Genomic DNA, 18,013 nt, shown 5'->3' with positions numbered 1-18,013 from the left:
GGGTTACGCCGATCAGACGCGCTTCGCGCATCTGCTCAGCTAACCCACCCTACACGACCTCCGATCAATACTTCGCCGGCACATACATCTCCGGCGGGACCGGGCCGCGGTGATAGTCGGGATTGCGCACGCGCGCCGGCAGCACCACCGGGACGCGCGCGACCTCCTGGTACGGGATCTGGGTCAACAGATGCGAGATGCAGTTGAGCCGGGCGCGCTTCTTGTCGACGGCATCGACGATCCACCACGGGCTATCCGGCAGGTGGGTGTACTCCAGCATCGTCTCCTTGGCCTTGGTGTAGGCCTCCCAGCGGCTGCGCGCCTCGACGTCCATCGGGCTCAGCTTCCACTGCTTGAGCGGATCCTTGATGCGCATGGTGAAGCGGAACTGCTGCTCGTCGTCGGTGATCGAGAACCAGTACTTGACCAGGATGATGCCGGAGCGGATCAGCATGCGCTCGAACTCCGGCACCGTCTTGAAGAACTCCTGGTACTCCGCCTCCGAGCAGAAGCCCATCACGCGCTCGACGCCGGCGCGGTTGTACCAGCTGCGGTCGAACAGAACGATCTCGCCGCCGGCCGGCAGATGCGCCACATAGCGCTGGAAGTACCATTGCGACCGCTCGCGCTCGCTCGGCGCGGGCAGCGCGGCGACGCGGCAGATGCGGGGATTGAGCCGCTGGGTGATGCGCTTGATGACGCCGCCCTTGCCGGCGGAATCGCGGCCCTCGAACAGCACCACGACCTTCTTCTTCTCGCTCTGCACCCAGTCCTGCAGCTTGACCAGCTCGCCCTGGAGGCGGAGCAGCTCCCGGAAATAGAGTTTGCGATCGACCGTCGGGTTCAGCGCATCGGTCTCGTCCAGGAGCTCGTCGAGACGGGCGTCGTCCAGCTCCATCTCCAGCTCTTCGTCGAGATCGTCGGCCATCTCCTGGATGATGCGCTCGCGCTTGGCGATCTGGGCGGTGCGGTCTGTCATGGGTCCTGCTCTCGGCTTGGATACGAGTGGTCAACGACCATCAGCGGGGTTTGTTGCACCCATGTGACAGCGGTAGCCGGGTGGACCATCACACCGGCAGCGCGATCGAATATTTCACCTGGCTCAGCGCAAAGCTCGATTCGATCGAGGCGATGCCGTCGAGCCGGGTCAGCTTGGTCTTCAGGAACGTCTCGTAGGAGGCGAGGTCGGCCGCCACCACGCGCAGCAGATAGTCGCGGTTGCCGGTCATCAAATAGCATTCCAGCACCTCGTCCCATTTCGAGATGGCGCGGGCGAAGCGGTTGAGATCCTCCTCCTTCTGCCGCGCCAGCTTGATCGAGATGAACACGCTGACATGCAGTCCCAGCGCCTTCTGGTCGACGGTTGCGACATAGCGCGAGATGACGCCGCGCTCCTCCAGCAGCTTGACCCGGCGATGGCAGGGCGAGACCGAGAGCCCGACCTTGTCGGCGAGCTCCTGCATGGTGAGGCGGCTGTCGTTCTGGAGGTGGCTGAGGATCTTGCGGTCGATGGCGTCTAGCTCGGGCATTGGGATGGAACCTATGTCGTGGGCATTCCATTGGTAAAATATCCCAATATTGGCAGGTATGGCGCGAAAAATTGAGAAGTTTGGCCCCGCCCGCGGGCGTATGATCGGGGCCTTGTTTCCCGGAGCATCGCCATGCCCGTCGATTCCGTTCGCCTCGACACCTTGACCGCCCTCAGCCGCAAGGCGCTGTGGCTGTCGTCCTGGACGATCCACCACGCCAACCACATCCGCTCCAACGCGGATGGCCTCAAGGTCGGAGGACATCAGGCCTCGTCCGCCTCGCTCGCCACCATCATGTCGGCGCTGTATTTTAGCGTGTTGCGACCTGAGGATCGCGTTGCGGTGAAGCCGCATGCGAGCCCGGTGTTCCACGCCATCCAGTATCTGTTCGGCCGGCAGAGCCGCGAGAAGCTGGAAAACTTTCGCGGCTTCAAGGGCGCGCAGTCCTATCCCTCGCGCACCAAGGATGTCGACGACGTTGATTTTTCCACCGGCTCGGTCGGCCTCGGTGTCGCGCAGACGTTGTTCTCTTCGCTGGTGCAGGATTACGTCAAGGCGCATGGCTGGATGAAGGACCGCCGCGAGGGGCGGATGATTGCCCTCGTCGGCGATGCCGAGATGGACGAGGGCAACATCTTCGAAGCCCTGGCAGAGGGGTGGAAGCACGGCCTGCGCAACACCTGGTGGGTGGTCGACTATAACCGCCAGTCGCTCGATGCCGTCGTGCGCGAAGGTCTGTGGGAAAAGTTCGAGACCATGTTCCGCAATTTCGGCTGGGACGTGGTGATCGTGAAATACGGCCGGCTGATGCGCGAGGCCTTTGCCGAGCCCGGCGGCGAGGCGCTCAAGCGCTGGATCGACAATTGTCCGAACGCACTCTATGCGGCGCTGTGCTTCCAGGGCGGTGCGGCCTTCAGGAAACATCTGCATGACGAGATCGGCGATCAGGGGCCGATCACAAGACTGATCGACAAGCGCAGCGACGAGGAGCTGCTGGCGCTGATGTCGAATCTCGGCGGCCACGACATGGCGAGCATGCTGGAGGCGTTCGAATCCGTCGACCACGACCGCCCGGTCTGCTTCATCGCCTACACCATCAAGGGCGTCGGCCTGCCGTTCCAGGGCCACAAGGACAACCATGCCGGCCTGATGACGGTCGCGCAGATGGAGAAATATCGCGACAGCCAGAACATCCGTCCCGGCCACGAATGGGACAAGTACGAGGGCCTCGCGCAATCCGCCGCCGAGCTGGATGCCTTTCTCGCAGGCGTGCCGTTCAACCAGGATGGTCGCCGCCTCACCGCGCCTGTTATCGAGGTGCCACCGCAGCTCGCCTTCAAGCCGTCGCCCCAGATGTCAACCCAGCAAGGCTTTGGCCTCGTGCTCAACGAGATCGCGCGCGGCGACAGCGAACTTGCAAAACGCATCGTCACGACCTCGCCCGACGTGACCGTCTCGACCAATCTCGGCCCCTGGGTGAACCGGCGCGGCCTGTTTGCGAGGGCGGAGAAGGCGGACTTATTCCGCAGCGAGAAAATTCCCTCCACCTACAATTGGGACGCCTCGCCCAAGGGCCAGCACCTCGAGCTCGGCATCGCCGAGATGAACCTGTTCATCATGCTGTCCGCGCTCGGCCTGTCGCACCAGATCAACGGCGCGCGCCTCTTGCCGGTCGGCACGCTCTACGATCCCTTCATCGAGCGCGGGCTCGATGCGCTGAACTATGCCTGCTACCAGGATGCGCGCTTCATGGTTGCGGCGACGCCGTCGGGCATCACGCTTGCGCCGGAAGGCGGCGCGCACCAGTCGATCGCAACGCCCCTGATCGGCATGGCGCAGGACGGGCTCGCCTCGTTCGAGCCGGCCTTTGTCGACGAGCTCGCCGTCATCATGGCTTTCGGCTTTCACCACATGCAGCGCGATCCTGGCGAGGGCGGTTCCGTTTACCTGCGCCTCTCCACGCGCAGCATCGAGCAGGCGCAGCGGATCATGTCGCCGGAGCTGCAGCAGGGCATCACCGATGGCGCCTACTGGCTGCGCAAGCCGGGCCCGAATGCCGAGGTCGTGATTGCCTATACCGGCGCGGTCGCGCCCGAAGCGATCGAGGCCACCGGCTTCATCGGCGAGAGCCGCCGCGACGTTGGCCTGCTCGCGATCACCTCGGCCGATCGCTTGCATTCCGGCTGGACCGCGGCACGGAAATTGCGCCGGGATCGCCGCGGCGTGCAGCACCTCAGCCACATCGAAAAACTGCTGGCGCCGCTGCCGCGCGACTGCGGCATCGTGACCGTGATCGACGGCCATCCCTCCGCGCTCGGCTGGCTCGGCAGCGTCCGCGGCCATCGCGTCGAGGCGCTCGGCGTCGAGCAGTTCGGCCAGACCGGCAGCATCGCGGACCTTTATCGCCACTACGGCATCGATGCGAATGCGATCATCGATGCGGCCGAAAGCCTCACCACCGGCGCGCCGGTGCTGCATCGGAAGATGGCTGTTTAAGTCTCCGTCGTCGTCCTGGCGAAAGCCAGGACCCATACTCCGCAGCGGTGATTGTAGGCGACGGGCGGTCGGCGCCGGAGCAAACCAACTGAACCCGGTGCTAATGGGTCCTGGCCTTCGCCAGGACGACGTTGAGAGCCACCTTGCCTCCCTCCCGCCATCGGCTCATATAACCTCCGTCCGCCGCAACGCTGGCCCCGCATATGGCGGGTTCAATTGCCGGCGCTTTCGTGCAAGGATGCCTGCCGAAACGCCCCCTCCAAGCCCCCAAGAAGAGGTTAACGATGGTCAATCGCATGCAATTCTACATCGACGGCGCCTGGGTCGATCCCGCCGTCAAGAAGTCCACCGCCGTGGTCAACCCCGCGACGGAAGAGGCGATGTACGAGGTTGCGCTCGGCTCCAAGGCCGATGTCGACAAGGCCGTTGCCGCCGCCAAGCGCGCCTTCGCAACGTTCTCCCAGACCAGCCGCGAGGAGCGCGTCGCGCTGCTCTCGAAAATCATCGAGGTCTACAAGGGCCGCCTCAAGGAGATCGGCGCCGCCGTCTCCGACGAGATGGGCGCCCCGCTGCCGATGGCGGAGAAGCTGCAGGCCGGCGCCGGCCTCGGCCATCTCATGACCACGCTCGACGTGCTCAAGAACTATCATTTCGAGGAGCCGGTCGGCACCGCCATGGTGCTGCGCGAGCCGATCGGCGTGGTCGGCATGATCACGCCCTGGAACTGGCCGCTCAACCAGATCGCCTGCAAGGTCGCGCCTGCGCTGGCCGCCGGCTGCACCATGATCCTGAAGCCGTCGGAGTTCACCCCGACCTCGGCGCTGATCTTCGCGGAGATCCTGCATGAAGCCGGCGTGCCCAAGGGCGTGTTCAACCTCGTCAACGGCCTCGGCCCCGAGGTCGGCGCCGCCATGAGCGAGCACCCCGACATCGACATGATCTCCTTCACCGGCTCGACCCGCGCCGGCATCGACGTTGCCAAGCGCGCGGCCCCGACCGTGAAGCGCGTCAGCCAGGAGCTCGGCGGCAAGTCGCCGAACGTCATCCTCGAGGGCGCCGACCTCACGAAGGCGGTGACCGGCGGCGTGATGCACATGTTCAACAACTCCGGCCAGTCCTGCAACGCGCCCTCGCGCATGATCGTGCCGCTGTCGAAGATGAAGGAAGTCGCCGCGATCGCGAAGGCCGTCGCCGACAAGACCAAGGCCGGTAATCCCCGCGGCGAAGGCACCACCATCGGCCCCGTCGTCAATCGCGGCCAGTGGGACAAGATCCAGGCGCTGATCAAGAAGGGCATCGACGAGGGCGCAACCCTCGTCGCCGGCGGTCCGGGCCTGCCCGAGGGCGTCAACAAGGGCTTCTATGTCCGTCCGACCATCTTCGCCGACGTCACCCCCGAGATGACGATCGCGCGCGAGGAAATCTTCGGACCGGTGCTGACCATCCTCGGCGCCAAGGACGAAGCCGACGCCGTGCAGATCGCCAACGACACGCCGTACGGTCTTGCCGGCTACGTCTCGGGCGCGACGGTCGAGGACGCCAAGCGCGTCGGCCGCCAGATCCGCGCCGGCAACGTCAACCTCCAGGGCGTGCCCAACGACCGCACCGCGCCGTTCGGCGGCTACAAGCAGTCGGGCAACGGCCGCGAGTGGGGCAAGTACGGCCTCGAGGATTTCCTCGAAGTGAAGGCCGTCGCCGGCTTCAACGCGGCGTAAGTTTCAGCGCCTGAACGAAAAAAGCGCCGGAGCGGGCAACCGCTCCGGCGTTTTTTGTTTTGGCCAATGCTTTTCGACAACGCGAGGTCTCGTAGGGTGGGCAAAGGCGCAACGCGCCGTGCCCACCATCTCGCGACGAGCAAGAAGTGGTGGGCACGCTTCGCTTTGCCCACCCTACGAGACCGGCGCTTGTGGCGCGCCTATCCCCCCAGCGCGCCCTGCGTGTTCACATACAGCGCGTAGATCGACTGGCTCGCGGCCATGAACAGGCGGTTGCGCTTGACGCCGCCGAAGCAGAGGTTGGCGCAGCGTTCGGGCAGCGCGATGCGGCCGATCATGACGCCGTCGGGCGCGAACACCACGACGCCGTCGAGCTCGGGATCGCCCATGCCCCAGCCGCACCAGAGATTGCCGTCGATGTCGCAGCGCATGCCGTCGGGCGTGCCCGGGCCGGCATCGATGTGAACGCGCTTGTTCGAGATCGTGGTGCCCTCAGGCGAAACGTCATAGGCGAGGATTTTTCGGTTCGGTTGCCCACGCGATTCCACGACGTACAGGATCTTCTCGTCCGGCGAGAAGCACAGCCCGTTCGGCCCGAGCACGCCCTCGGCGACGATGGTCGCCTTGCCGTTCCCGGGATCGAGCCGATAGACGTTCGGCTCGATCTCGGGCTCGGCCTTGTAGCCCTCGTAATTGCCGAGCAGGCCGAAGGTCGGATCGGTGAACCAGATCGAGCCGTCGGATTTCACCACGACGTCGTTGGGCGAGTTCAGCCGCTTGCCGTTGAAGGAATCCATCAACACGGTGATGCTGCCATCATATTCGGTGCGCACCACGCGCCGCCCGCCATGCTCGCAGGTGACGAGCCGGCCCTGGCGATCCCTGGTGTTGCCATTGGCGAAATTGGAGGGTTTCCGAAACACGCTGACCGCGCCGGTCTCCTCCTCCCATTTGATGATGCGCTGGTTCGGGATGTCGCTGCAGAGCAGATAGCGCCCGTCGCCGAACCACACCGGACCCTCGGCCCAGCGCAGCCCGGTCGCCAGCCGCTCCACCGCCGAGAGTTTCAGCCAGTATTTTTCGAAGCGGGGGTCCAGTGCTTTTATCGCGGGATCGGGGTAATAGGTCGCCGGCTGCCAGCCTTGAGTGCGGGACGATGCATCGTTCATGTGCAATTCTCGTTGTTGCGTTCCCTCTGTCCAAGTCTGCTAGCATCAGTTATCTACGGCCGCAAATCGGTCGACAGGCGAGGGAAGACATGCCGCGTATTTTGATGACGGGAGCTTCGGGCGGAATCGGCACGAGCCTGCGAAAACTGCTGCCGCCGATCTACCCGGATCTCCTGCTCTCCGACATCAAGCCGCCGGCCGATCTCGGCGCGAACGAAAAATTCAAGGCGGCCGACCTCGCCGATCTCGCGCAATGCGAGGCGATCTGCGAAGGTGTCGACGGCATCATCCATTTCGGCGGCTATTCGGTCGAAGGTAGCTGGGATCAGATCCTCCAGGCCAACATCATCGGCGGCTACAATCTGTTCGAGGCGGCGTACCGCAAGGGCGTCAAGCGCGTGGTGTTCGCCTCGTCGAACCATGCCGTCGGCTTCTATCCGCGTCACCACAAGATCGGCACCGACGTCACCCCGCGCCCCGACGGTCGCTACGGCGTCAGCAAGGTGTTCGGCGAAGCGGTCGGCGCGCTCTACGCCGACAAGCACGGGCTGAAGGTGACTTGCCTGCGCATCGGCAATTTCGGCGACATGCCGCTCGACCAGCGCCGGCTCTCGATCTGGCTCAAGCCCGACGACCTCGTGCAGCTCTGCCGCATCGGCCTCGAACATCCCGACATCCATTTCGAAATCTTCTACGGCGCCTCCCTCAACGAGCGCGCCTGGTGGGACAACCATCGCGCCTATGAATTCGGCTATCGCCCCACCGGCCGCGCCGAGGATTTCCGCGAGCACGCGATGGCCGAGCAGGCCAAGCTGAAGCCGGATCCGGTCGGCGATTATTTCCAGGGCGGTACGTTCTGCAGCATGGAGTTCGACGCCGATCCGAACCGGATCATCGACTGGACCAAGCGCTAGCGTCGACGTCTGGGGAATGTAGATGCGCCCTCCCGGCCCCGCTTGTGGGCCGGGAGAGGGGCACGATCGCGATGACGGCGGACGTTCTGAACGCCCCCCTTGCGTCTAAGGTCTGAATTCACACCGTAGAGTTCCGGATTTCCGTTTTCGGAAATAGGCGTTCTATTGTCGGAACACGTGAGCGTTTCTTCTATGCATTTCGTTGCGCGGACGTGACTGCCTTTTCATTCTAGCGATTGTGGAAGCAAGATGCGCAAAATGGTTCTCTCAGGGGCCGCGGTGTTGACCGTCGTCCTCGTCGCGGCGGTATCCTGGCCCACGCCGCGCCCGGATGTGGAGCTGTTCGGGGACAGCGTCTACGAAACCATCTGGTTCTGGCGCATCCCGGCCTATGCCCACAATCCAGCCTGGAGCGTGCGCTGGACGTTGAACGATCCGCTTCGTGCGCAGGCAAGATGCTGCCGGGCCACGCCGCTGCCGATCTCCGAACCGGGCTCGCAGGTTCCTCCGGCCAGTCAGGCGATCGCGCGCCTGGCAGGCAAGTAAAAGGGCCGCGTGGTTGTCTGGTTGAAGTGTCCGGCTGCATCACGCGCTGTGCCAGGTGGACGCACATGGTTCCGGAGATAGCTCGCATTTCTCTCAAATAAGTTCCTTGCTTTAAGCTTAACCAGAAACCTAATCCTCGATTTACAGCAGCAATCTACAGTTTACCTTGTTCTTGAATCGGTCATTCAAGGACAACAGCAATGCGCCGCTTAGCGCTCAACCCATGTCTCGTGATTGTTCTGGCGGCATCGGGTTTCAGCGCGTACGCCGACGAGCGGAAGGCCGATGGCAGCAGCTCGGCGTCGCTGGCTCCGCGTGCGAAGATCGAATGCTCGCTCAAGCGCAAGCCTGGTGAACCCCTCGATCCCCCGTCAACCGCCGCCATCCCCTCGGCCGACTCCTTCGTTGCCAGCGAGTATTTCAGGGAGGACATTACGCCGACCGCGCCCGTCAAGATTTCGTGGCTCGGCGCGACCTTCGCACGCCGGTTCGCCGTCAAGGTCGAGACCACGGACGATACGTCTCTGCAGACTCATGTCTTGAACAATCCGACGAATGCCGCGCAGATGGCCGATGAGCTGGGCGCTCGCGCCGAGAGCAAGCTTGCCGATATCTGGTGTCTCCTGAAGCTGCAGGCCAACGGCGAAAGCGGGGCGCTGCAGACCAGCTCGGCTCCGAACCTCTTCTTTGTCCGCGACGGCACGGGCGATCTCGGCGTGGTTGACGCCCTGTGGGGTGGTGCGGGCTGGGAAATTGGAGCCAGTCCCCTCAAGAACCCGCGGGCATGGACTCCCGGCACGCGCGTCTTCTCTCACTGACATCATCTGGCCCTCGCCCAGCCTTGGGACGTTGGGGGCATTCTACCCATTGATCTGGATCAACGCTGCTTGGCGAAGCTGATGCCCCAAGGAGACGACTCGCGCGAATGCAATTCGCGGCCAGAGCCTCGATCGCGGATAGCCACAGGGAGAACCGCGACAGTGAAAATGACGCCAGTCGTCGCGGTGCTCGCACTCATCGTCTCGGCGCCGGCGCAAGCCGCAACGCTCAGCGAGGCCGAAGCGACGTTCCTCGACCAACTCGTCACCGCATCCGCGGTGCTGGAGCAGCGATGCACCGGCTATGAGGTGGATGGCTCGGGCAGCGTTCAGCTCGGCGCCCGGCTGCTCGGCAGCCCTGATGCCGCGATGGCGATGATCGACGCCTATGCTGCGGCCATCAAGGCCCATGATGGCGAGAGCTACGATCCCGGAAAATTCCGCCCCGAGGTGGCCGAGGCCGCCAGAAGGACATTCAGGCGGGTCCGGACGGACTTGATCAGAAACCCGGAGCGGGCCTGCGCCGATCATGGCGAGACCGGCGTGGCGGGCGGTCTGTTGAGACGATACTGAACGGACCTTGCGCGCCATCAACCGCTGGCGATGTCCCGACTCATCTTTTGCAGTCGCGTAAACGCAGCCCACGCTTTTGGATAGTCGGCATGCTTTGAATCGATCGTGAGCAGCGCGCGGCATGCCTCGTTGATGTCTTCCGGTGAAGGACGCATCGAGATGTCGGACGATGACTCCGTTCGTCTCCAGCGGTCCTCGACGTCTTTCGCCAGGGCCAGTGCTTCGGACGGGCTTCGTTTCCGGGTCGATCGCGCCAAGGCGTGATCCGGAGGGAATGTGGGCCAGACGGCCGGAGGCCGATCGGCTTGCCACTCACCTTCCTTGGTGACCCCACGGGCCGCGGGCGGATTTGGCCCCTGTCCATTTGCAGCATCAGGCGGAACGGTCTTGGCGGCGAGCTCGCGGACCTGCTGCTCCATTGTGCCGCCGGATGACGATCCGCCCGCTGAAGCTGCAGGCTTCGTCAGCGCGGGGGCAACCGACGTCTGCACGTCGGGGGCGGCTTTCTGAACGGTTTTGACGACGGCCGACACGCCGGGTGACACACCCGGCCGCTGCTGCGCGTCCTTGTCCTCAGTGGGGCAAGGTCTGTATCCCGAACGCTGATGCGTGATCCGCCCGTCGTCGTCGATGCGGGCAAAATCAATGGCCACGGTGTAGACGAAAGCGACATCGATGGAATGGCCGGACTTGTCCCTCGCCTTGACGCCGCCGCAAACATACCTCGCCGCGCCGGCCTCGACTGAATGCAATGCGCTGAATTTGGCCGAGTCCGGATCGATCAGCGCATGCTTGACGGCTGCGCGCGCCTTCATATGTTCCGAGGAGAACATGCTGAGCAGGACGTCCGGGTTGATGAAGTCGGGCTGGTAGTACCACGCATACTCCGCGGCGAAAAATGCTGCGCCGAAACCGACTGCGATCAGGAAACCAGGTACATTCATGGGACTGTTCCGGGAAATGGAACCCGGCATGGTTGTTATTCGTTTCGAAAACCATTTGGGATAGAGTCCTCTAACAACCCGTTAATCGGTTGAGTGATTGGGCAGAATCTACCAGAAGATTTATTCGTCGGGTTGAATGAGTTCCGCCGTATTCCATTGCCTCGGCGAGTCATTCATCCTTCTCCGCATCGGCCACTGCTGTGCCGGCGGGCCGATATGCGCACGCGCCGGCGCTAGCTGTCGCCGGAAATCCGCGCCAGATAATCCGACTTGCTGAACTGCATGTGGTCCACGCACAGCTGCGCCAGCGCCCAGCTGTCGCGGCCCTTCAAGAGCTCGATCATCAGCTCGTGCTGGCGCCGCGATTGCGCAAGGCCCTCGCGGTCGGCGAGGTTTTTTGCGCGCATCGGCAGGGTCAGGTTCATGTAGTCCTGCAGCGAGCGCACCAGATAGGGATTGCCGCAGGCCGAGAACAGCGCGAGGTGGAAGGCGTCGTTGGCCTCGTGGATGCCGCGCAGATCCTGCACCTCGGCCTTGGCGCAATATTGCCGTTGCAGCGCGCTCAGTTCGTCGATCAGGCCTTGCAGTGCGGGCAGGGGGATCATCAGCGCGGCCTGACGCGTCAGCATCTCCCTGACCTCGTAGATCTGCCGTACCTCCTCGGCCGAATAGAACCGTACGGTGGCGCCGACATTCTTCTCGCGGCGAACGATGCCGCGCCGCTCCGCATCCACCAGCGCCTGGCGGACGAAGTGCCTGGAGGTGCCATAGCGCGACATCAGCGCGTCCTCGGTGAGGCGCGCGCCGGGCGCGAGGCGGCCGAAGATGATGTCTTCCTCCAGCCGCGCGACGACGTCGTCCGGATCGTCGCGCCGGACCGTCATGGCGTCTGCGGTGCGAATGTCGGACATGCCCTCAGCCTCCCGGCGCCTGGCCGGTCCTGACTGTGGAGCAGGGAAGGCGAGGATTGTCAATAATCTGGTCGCTTAATGGTGCTGTAATCCAGAAAATCGCGGTGCCTCTGCCTCTCTTATTGACAATCAGGGGGCAGGCTGTACCACAATGGTAACGTGGAAGGAGCGACGTGATGACGAGTGGCTTGCGCAAGGGTCTGACGAGCTATGGCGATGCCGGCTTTTCGCTGTTCCTGCGCAAGGCGTTCATCAAGGCCATGGGCTATTCCGACGACGCGCTGGAGCGCCCGATCGTCGGCATCACCAACACCTATAGCGACTACAATCCCTGCCACGGCAACGTCCCTGAGATCATCGAGGCCGCCAAGCGCGGCGTGATGCTGTCGGGCGCCATGCCGTTCGTGTTCCCGACCATCTCGATCGCCGAGAGCTTTGCGCATCCGACCTCGATGTACCTGCGCAATCTGATGGCGATGGACACCGAGGAGATGATCCGCGCCCAGCCGATGGATGCGGTGATCGTGATCGGGGGTTGCGACAAGACCCTTCCCGCACAGGTGATGGCGGCGATCAGCGCCGATCTGCCGACCGTGGTCATCCCCGTCGGACCCATGGTGGTTGGTCATCACAAGGGCGAGGTGCTGGGCGCCTGCACCGACTGCCGCCGCCTCTGGGCGAAATATCGCGCCGGCGACATGGACGATGCCGAGATCGAGGCGGTGAACGGGCGCCTCGCGCCATCCGTCGGCACCTGCATGGTGATGGGCACGGCTTCGACCATGGCCTGCATGATCGAAGCCATGGGCCTGTCGCTGCCGATGAGTGCGACGATCCCCGCGCCGCATGCCGAGCGCTTCCGGCTCGCGGAGGCCAGCGGCAAGGTCGCAGCGGAGATGGCCAAAACCAAGGGCCCGAAGCCGAGCGAGTTGCTCACACCCGCGTCTTTCAAGAACGCGCAAGTCGTACTCCAGGCCATCGGCGGATCGACCAACGGCCTGATCCATCTGACCGCGATGGCGCATCGCTCGCCGCACCGGCTCGACCTCGGCGCGTTCGACCAGATCGGGCGCGAGGTGCCGGTGCTGGTCGACCTCAAGCCATCCGGCGAGCACTACATGGAGCATTTCCATCACGCCGGCGGCGTGCCGAAGCTGCTGGCGCAGCTCGGCGATCTCATCGATCTCGACGCGAAGACCATCACCGGCCAGACGCTGCGCGAGGTCGCGGCGAATGCCGAGGACGTGCCTGGCCAGGACGCCATCCGTCCGCGCGACAACCCGATCAAGAAGGAAGGCGGCCTCGCCATCCTGCACGGCAACCTCGCCCCGCGCGGCGCGGTCATCAAGCAGTCGGCCGCGAGCCCGAAACTGCTGCAGCACACCGGGCGCGCGGTCGTGTTCGAATCCGTCGAGGACATGACGCTGCGGGTCGACGATCCCGATCTCGACGTCACCGCCGACGACGTGCTGGTGCTGCGTAATGCCGGCCCGAAGGGCGCGCCCGGCATGCCCGAGGCGGGCTATCTGCCGATCCCGAAGAAGCTCGCGCGCGGCGGCACCAAGGACATGGTGCGCATCTCTGATGCGCGCATGAGCGGCACCGCCTTCGGCACCATCGTGCTGCACATCACCCCGGAATCCGCCGTCGGCGGGCCGCTGGCGCTGGTGAAGAATGGCGACAGGATCAGCCTCGATGTGGCCAAGCGCAGCATCGAGCTGCTGGTCGACGCCGCCGAGCTGCAGCGTCGGCGCGCCGCCTTGAAGCCGGCCGCTGCGCCCGAGGAGGCACGGCGCGGCTACGCCTGGCTGTTCAACGAGACCATCATGCAGGCCGATGAGGGCTGCGACTTCGATTTCATGCAGAGGACTGGGAAGACCGAGAAGGGCTGATAGCAAGCGAACGAACGCTCAGACCGCACAAGCGGCGGGCGATAAAACAGGGGGAAACGATGATCGCACGATCCATGCCGAGATTCTTACATGGGCTCGCGGCTGTCGCCGCCATGCTGTTCGTCACGGGGGCCGCAGCACAGGAGGTGAAGCATTATCGCTTCGCCTACGACCAGCCGCGCAACACCGGCTATTCCATCGCGGGTGACCTCTTTGCCGAGAAGCTCAAGGAATTGAGCAAGGGCACCATGATCATCGACCAGTATCCCGGCGCGCAGCTCGGGCAGGAGCCGCAGGTGCTCCAGCTCGTGAAGGCCGGTGACGTCGAGTTCGCCATCATCTCCTCCGCCAACACCGCGACGATCTCGCCGCAGGCCGGCGTGATGTCGCTGCACTTCCTGTTCCGCGACGAGAATCACGTGATCAAGGGCCTCGCCGACCCGCGCGTGTTCGAGGCGCTGAGGACCATGATCGACGAGACCACGCAGGGCCTGCACGTGATCGCGACCGGCTCGCAGGGCGTGCGCCACATGTACTCGAAGCGGGAAGTCCACAATGTCGGCGACGTCAAGGGCCTGAAGGTCCGCGTGCAGGCGACCGCGACCGAGGACACCATGTTCCCCGCCTATGGTGCCCAGACCGTGCATATGCCGTTCGGCAGCGTCTACACCAGCTTGCAGACCGGCGTCGTCGACGTCGCCGAGAACAGCGTCAACGTCTACCTCGTCAACAAGCATTACGAGGTCGCGCCTGTCCTCAACATTACCGAGCACGAAGCCAACAACGCGCTGGTGTTCATCTCCGACAAGCTCTGGCAGAGTCTCTCCGCCGAGCAGAAGCAGTGGGTGCAGACCGCCGCCAACGAGATCAGCTCCAAGGAGCCGGCCAAGGCATTCGAGCTCGAACGCACGGCGGCCGACAAGCTGAAGAAGATGGGCGTGAAGATCGTCGACAACGTCGACAAGAAGAGTTTTACGGCGATCGCCGATCCCTATCTCGACAAGCTCGCCAAGGATCTCGGCCCGCACGCCGAGAAGATCAAGGATCTGATCCGGTCGATCAATTAGGGCCGCCCAAACGCCCACACAGGTCGTCCCGGCGAAGGCCGGGACCCATACGCCGCGGCAGAGCTTTGAGGCACCGTGGTTATCATATCGATTTCACAACAACGCCCGGGAGTATGGGTCCCGGCCTTCGCCGGGACGACATTGAATGGCCATCGCCGACAAACTGCTCGTTCAGCGCCAACGCCACCTGAAATGGCGCGCGCTCGATTGGCTCGAGCTTGCGCTCATGATCCTCTGCGGCGTGCTCTGCTTCGGCTTCTCGCTGTCGGTCACCGCCGACATCGTGACCCGAACCATTGGCCATCCCTGGCTATGGCTCCAGGAGGTGACTTCGACCCTGTTCATCTATGCGATCTTCATCGGCACGGCGGCCGCGACCCGTCGCAACGATCACCTTTATCTCACCGCGATCTCCGAGGCGATGCATGGCACGCCGCGGCTGATCGTCGAGGTGATCATCCGCCTCGTCGTGCTCGGCGTCGCCTTCTGCCTGATCTGGTACGGCTATCAGAACTATCTGCGCGGCTTCGGCAGCTTCCGTCTGCCGTCGGGCACGCCGATCGCTTCGCTCTACGCGATCATCCCGCTCTCGGGTGTGCTGATCGGCCTGTTCACCATCGAGCAGCTCGTCAACGGCCTGCGCAACGGCTTTGATCATCCCGAGCCGCCCGAGGAAGATGCTGCGCCAGGTCTCACCGAGGCACAGATGAGGGCGCAGCCGTGAGCGCACCCGTCGTCCTGGCGTTGATGTCGATCTGCTTCCTGTCGTTCGGCTATCTCGGCGTGCCCGTGCCGTTTTCGCTGATGGCCGGCGTCTTCATCGGCGCGATCCTGTCGGACGTCTCGCTTGCCGCCATCATCCAGAAGATCTTCGACGGCGTCGATTCCGAGGCATTGCTGGCGATCCCGTTCTTCCTGCTGGTCGGCGAGCTCATGAGCTCGGCGAACGTGGTGGTGCGGATCGCGAACCTGTCGGTGTCGCTGGTCGGGCATATCAGGGGCGGGCTGTCGCAGGTCGTGGTCGTCTTCAGCATGTTCTTCTCGGAGATGTCCGGCTCGACCACCGCCGACGTCGCGGTGATGAGCCGCGCGCTCGGAGGCCCGATGAAGCGCGAGGGCTATGAGCCCGCCTTCATCGCCGCCATCATCGCTTCGGCCTCGACCATCGCGGCGCTGGTGCCGCCGAGCATCACCGCCGTGGTTTACGGTGCCGTCGGCAACGTCTCGATCGCCGGCCTGTTCATGGCGGGCGTGGTGCCGGGCCTGATGATCGGTTTCGGCCTGATGATCTATTGCTATTTCTTCGGCCCGTCCGGCCTGCGCAAGCCGCGCGCGCCATTGCGGCAGGTGGTGTTCGCGGCAGGCGATGCGGCCCTGCCGCTGATGATCCCGGTGATCCTGCTGGGGGGCATCCTGACCGGCTGGTTCACGCCGACGGAAGCCGGCGTCGTCGCCGTGGTCTGGATCATCCTGGTCGTGATCCCCGCGCTCAACCGCGGCCACTTCCGGAAAATTCCCTATGACTTCTGCCTCGCGGGCCTGATCTTCTCGCTGCCGCTGATCACCATCGGCGCCGCCAATGCTTTCGGCTGGATGCTCGCCTATTTGCGCGGCGCGACCTATATCGCCGAGTGGATCACGTCCATCGCCGGCAACGATCCGCATCTGATCATGCTGCTGATGGTGCTGCTGTTCACCGTGGTCGGTGACTTCATCGAGCCGGTCCCGACCATCATCATCTTCATGCCGCTGGTCAATGCGCTGACGGAAGCCGGCGACATCAACGCCGTGCATATGGGCGTGGTGCTGATCGCAACGCTCGCCTTCGGCCTGATTACGCCGCCTTATGGGCTCGTCTTGCTGATGGCCTCGAAATTCGTCGGCATCAGCTTTGCCAAGGCGCTACGTGCGGCGCTGCCGATCTACGTGGTCTTCTTCACCACCATCGCGTTCGCGATCTATTTCCCGAGCGTGGTGCTGTGGCTGCCGCGGCACGTGCTCCCGGAATCGGTCGGCTGCTTCAAGTCGCCGGCGGGGACGGGCTATATCTGTCCGCAATAGCGACCTGCTCGACACGCCATTGTGCCTGCTCGCGCACGTAGCGGAACGGCGTGCCGTGGCTGTTCTTGAAGTAGCTGCCGCACAGCGCGTTCGCCATGGCTTGCATCACCGCATCGTGGCAGACAAACAGGAGGTTGTCGTCAGGATGACGGCCGAGCCATGCGGAGACGCAGGCCAGGGAGCGTCCGGCCATGGCGTCCCAGTTTTCGCCGTCGGCAGGCAGGATCGACACGAGGCCCGTCGCTGATGTGACGCCGTGCTTGATCATGAGGTCGCGGACGGGCAGGCCCTCGAAGCTGCCGAAATCGAACTCGATGATGCCGTCGTCGATCGCGAGCGGGACCGAGATCGCGTCCGCGATGATCTCGGCCGTTCGCGCCGCGCGCACCAGGGGACTTGCGACGATGCGGCTGATGCCGACACTGCGCAACATCTGTGCGGCCTCGTGCGCTTGCCGCAGGCCATCCTCGTTCAACGGATTGTCGGTGCGGCCCTGGAATCGCCCCTCGCGATTCCAGTCGGTCGCACCGTGACGGAGGCCGTAGAACGAGCGTGAGGGCGTCGTCACTTCGACTTGCTCGTGAATTTCTTCACGGCGGTGCGAAACGCCTCCGTGTTCATCGCCATGATGATCTTGTGCTCCTCGGCATCGAGCTGCTGTTTTACGGGCGTGGCGGCGGCTTGGTAGACCAGCTGCTTGGTACCGGCGATCGCCGCCGGCGGGTTCTGCGCCAGCCGCTCGGCCAGTTGTCGCGTCGCCGCCTTCAACTCCGCGGCGGGTACGGTCTTGGCGACGAGACCCCATTCATAAGCCTGCTGCGCGGTAAAATTGTCCTCGGCGAGAAAGATCTGCAGCGCGCGGCGGGAGCCGACCGTCCCGACGATGCCGACCGTGGAGCCGCCGTCCGGCGACACCCCGATCTTGGCATAGGCCGGCGTGAACTTGGCGTCGTCGGCGGCGATGCAGAGGTCGGTGACGAAGGCGAGGCCCATGCCGGCGCCGGCGGCCGAACCGTGCACACTCGACAGCGAGATTTTTGGCATGCGCCTGATGATCTCGATGAAGGCGTGATAGTGCTTGAGCAGCTCGCCGACGACTGGCGTCACCGTGCCCGCTTCGGCGGCGGCTCCAATCGTCTGCAAATCGCCGCCGGCCGAGAAGGCGCGGCCTTCGCCTTCGATCACCAAAACCCTGATGGCGTCGTCGCCTTCGATATAGCTCGCAAGCTGCTCGAGCTTTTGCGCGATGGCTAGGTTGATCGAGTTGAACGCCGTGGGGCGGTTGAGCGTGATGGTTGCAACCGCGCCGTCGATCCGCAGCAGGGCGGGATCGTCGGGCTTTGAGACGGGAGCTGGCATCTGGAATATCCCCGGCATG

At 64.1% G+C, this 18,013-nt stretch carries 17 protein-coding genes; 10 read left to right on the top strand and 7 right to left on the bottom strand.

Features of this window, described 5'->3' with window-relative positions:
- Positions 1-64: 64 nt before the first annotated feature.
- Both ppk2 and JQ592_RS03290 read right to left on the bottom strand, forming a co-directional pair.
- Positions 65-979 carry a polyphosphate kinase 2 gene (gene ppk2, locus JQ592_RS03295; RefSeq protein WP_211401471.1) on the bottom strand — a complete coding sequence of 305 codons (915 nt, stop codon included), beginning with the start codon at positions 977-979 and terminating at the stop codon, positions 65-67.
- An 88-nt stretch (positions 980-1,067) separates the two neighbouring features.
- Positions 1,068-1,529 carry an Lrp/AsnC family transcriptional regulator gene (locus JQ592_RS03290; protein ID WP_027571162.1) on the bottom strand — a complete coding sequence of 154 codons (462 nt, stop codon included), beginning with the start codon at positions 1,527-1,529 and terminating at the stop codon, positions 1,068-1,070.
- Between the two features lie 132 nt (positions 1,530-1,661).
- Between JQ592_RS03290 and JQ592_RS03285 the strand changes: the two genes are divergently transcribed.
- Both JQ592_RS03285 and JQ592_RS03280 read left to right on the top strand, forming a co-directional pair.
- Positions 1,662-4,025 (top strand): transketolase, encoded by a 2,364-nt coding sequence (locus tag JQ592_RS03285; RefSeq protein WP_211401470.1) that lies wholly within the window; start codon positions 1,662-1,664, stop codon positions 4,023-4,025.
- 284 nt (positions 4,026-4,309) lie between these two features.
- Positions 4,310-5,740 (top strand): aldehyde dehydrogenase family protein, encoded by a 1,431-nt coding sequence (locus tag JQ592_RS03280; protein WP_211401469.1) that lies wholly within the window; start codon positions 4,310-4,312, stop codon positions 5,738-5,740.
- A 200-nt stretch (positions 5,741-5,940) separates the two neighbouring features.
- Here JQ592_RS03280 and JQ592_RS03275 read toward each other — a convergent pair whose 3' ends face one another.
- Positions 5,941-6,909 carry an SMP-30/gluconolactonase/LRE family protein gene (locus tag JQ592_RS03275; protein WP_211401468.1) on the bottom strand — a complete coding sequence of 323 codons (969 nt, stop codon included), beginning with the start codon at positions 6,907-6,909 and terminating at the stop codon, positions 5,941-5,943.
- Positions 6,910-6,998: 89 nt separating this feature from the next.
- Here JQ592_RS03275 and JQ592_RS03270 point away from each other — a divergent pair, with 89 nt between their 5' ends.
- The 4 genes from JQ592_RS03270 (at position 6,999) to JQ592_RS03255 (ending at position 9,760) form a co-directional block, all read left to right on the top strand.
- Positions 6,999-7,823: an NAD-dependent epimerase/dehydratase family protein gene (locus tag JQ592_RS03270; RefSeq protein ID WP_211401467.1), complete on the top strand. Its 825-nt coding sequence runs from the start codon at positions 6,999-7,001 to the stop codon at positions 7,821-7,823.
- Positions 7,824-8,072: 249 nt separating this feature from the next.
- Positions 8,073-8,369, top strand: a complete 297-nt coding sequence (locus JQ592_RS03265) for a hypothetical protein (RefSeq protein ID WP_211401466.1) — start codon at positions 8,073-8,075, stop codon at positions 8,367-8,369.
- 200 nt (positions 8,370-8,569) lie between these two features.
- Complete coding sequence (locus JQ592_RS03260) at positions 8,570-9,187, top strand: hypothetical protein (protein ID WP_246820098.1); 618 nt, start codon at positions 8,570-8,572, stop codon at positions 9,185-9,187.
- Positions 9,188-9,355: 168 nt separating this feature from the next.
- Positions 9,356-9,760: a hypothetical protein gene (locus JQ592_RS03255; protein WP_211401756.1), complete on the top strand. Its 405-nt coding sequence runs from the start codon at positions 9,356-9,358 to the stop codon at positions 9,758-9,760.
- A gap of 17 nt (positions 9,761-9,777) precedes the next feature.
- Here JQ592_RS03255 and JQ592_RS03250 read toward each other — a convergent pair whose 3' ends face one another.
- Positions 9,778-10,704 (bottom strand): hypothetical protein, encoded by a 927-nt coding sequence (locus JQ592_RS03250; protein ID WP_211401465.1) that lies wholly within the window; start codon positions 10,702-10,704, stop codon positions 9,778-9,780.
- Between the two features lie 233 nt (positions 10,705-10,937).
- The gene (locus JQ592_RS03245) at positions 10,938-11,615 is read right to left on the bottom strand and encodes a GntR family transcriptional regulator (protein WP_211401464.1); all 678 of its coding nucleotides are present in this window, start codon (positions 11,613-11,615) and stop codon (positions 10,938-10,940) included.
- A 176-nt stretch (positions 11,616-11,791) separates the two neighbouring features.
- Here JQ592_RS03245 and JQ592_RS03240 point away from each other — a divergent pair, with 176 nt between their 5' ends.
- From JQ592_RS03240 to JQ592_RS03225, 4 genes are all read left to right on the top strand, one after another.
- Complete coding sequence (locus tag JQ592_RS03240; protein ID WP_211401463.1) at positions 11,792-13,507, top strand: IlvD/Edd family dehydratase; 1,716 nt, start codon at positions 11,792-11,794, stop codon at positions 13,505-13,507.
- A gap of 59 nt (positions 13,508-13,566) precedes the next feature.
- Positions 13,567-14,574: a TRAP transporter substrate-binding protein gene (locus JQ592_RS03235; protein ID WP_211401462.1), complete on the top strand. Its 1,008-nt coding sequence runs from the start codon at positions 13,567-13,569 to the stop codon at positions 14,572-14,574.
- Positions 14,575-14,719: 145 nt separating this feature from the next.
- Positions 14,720-15,298 (top strand): TRAP transporter small permease, encoded by a 579-nt coding sequence (locus JQ592_RS03230; protein ID WP_018648182.1) that lies wholly within the window; start codon positions 14,720-14,722, stop codon positions 15,296-15,298.
- Positions 15,295-16,635: a TRAP transporter large permease gene (locus tag JQ592_RS03225; RefSeq protein WP_211401461.1), complete on the top strand. Its 1,341-nt coding sequence runs from the start codon at positions 15,295-15,297 to the stop codon at positions 16,633-16,635. Before JQ592_RS03230 ends, JQ592_RS03225 begins: the two co-directional genes overlap by 4 nt.
- Here JQ592_RS03225 and JQ592_RS03220 read toward each other — a convergent pair.
- Positions 16,595-17,203: a histidine phosphatase family protein gene (locus JQ592_RS03220; RefSeq protein ID WP_211401460.1), complete on the bottom strand. Its 609-nt coding sequence runs from the start codon at positions 17,201-17,203 to the stop codon at positions 16,595-16,597. The genes JQ592_RS03225 and JQ592_RS03220 overlap by 41 nt on opposite strands.
- A complete protein-coding gene (locus JQ592_RS03215; RefSeq protein WP_211401459.1) occupies positions 17,200-17,994 on the bottom strand; it encodes an enoyl-CoA hydratase/isomerase family protein in 795 nt (264 codons plus the stop codon). The genes JQ592_RS03220 and JQ592_RS03215 overlap by 4 nt, the downstream gene beginning before the upstream one ends.
- Between the last annotated feature and the right edge of the window lie 19 nt (positions 17,995-18,013).

Origin of the sequence: Bradyrhizobium iriomotense (genome assembly GCF_018129405.1) — a bacterium.
GTDB classification, from domain to species: Bacteria; Pseudomonadota; Alphaproteobacteria; order Rhizobiales; family Xanthobacteraceae; genus Bradyrhizobium; species Bradyrhizobium iriomotense_B.
This window is presented reverse-complemented; position numbering and strand designations above follow the sequence as displayed.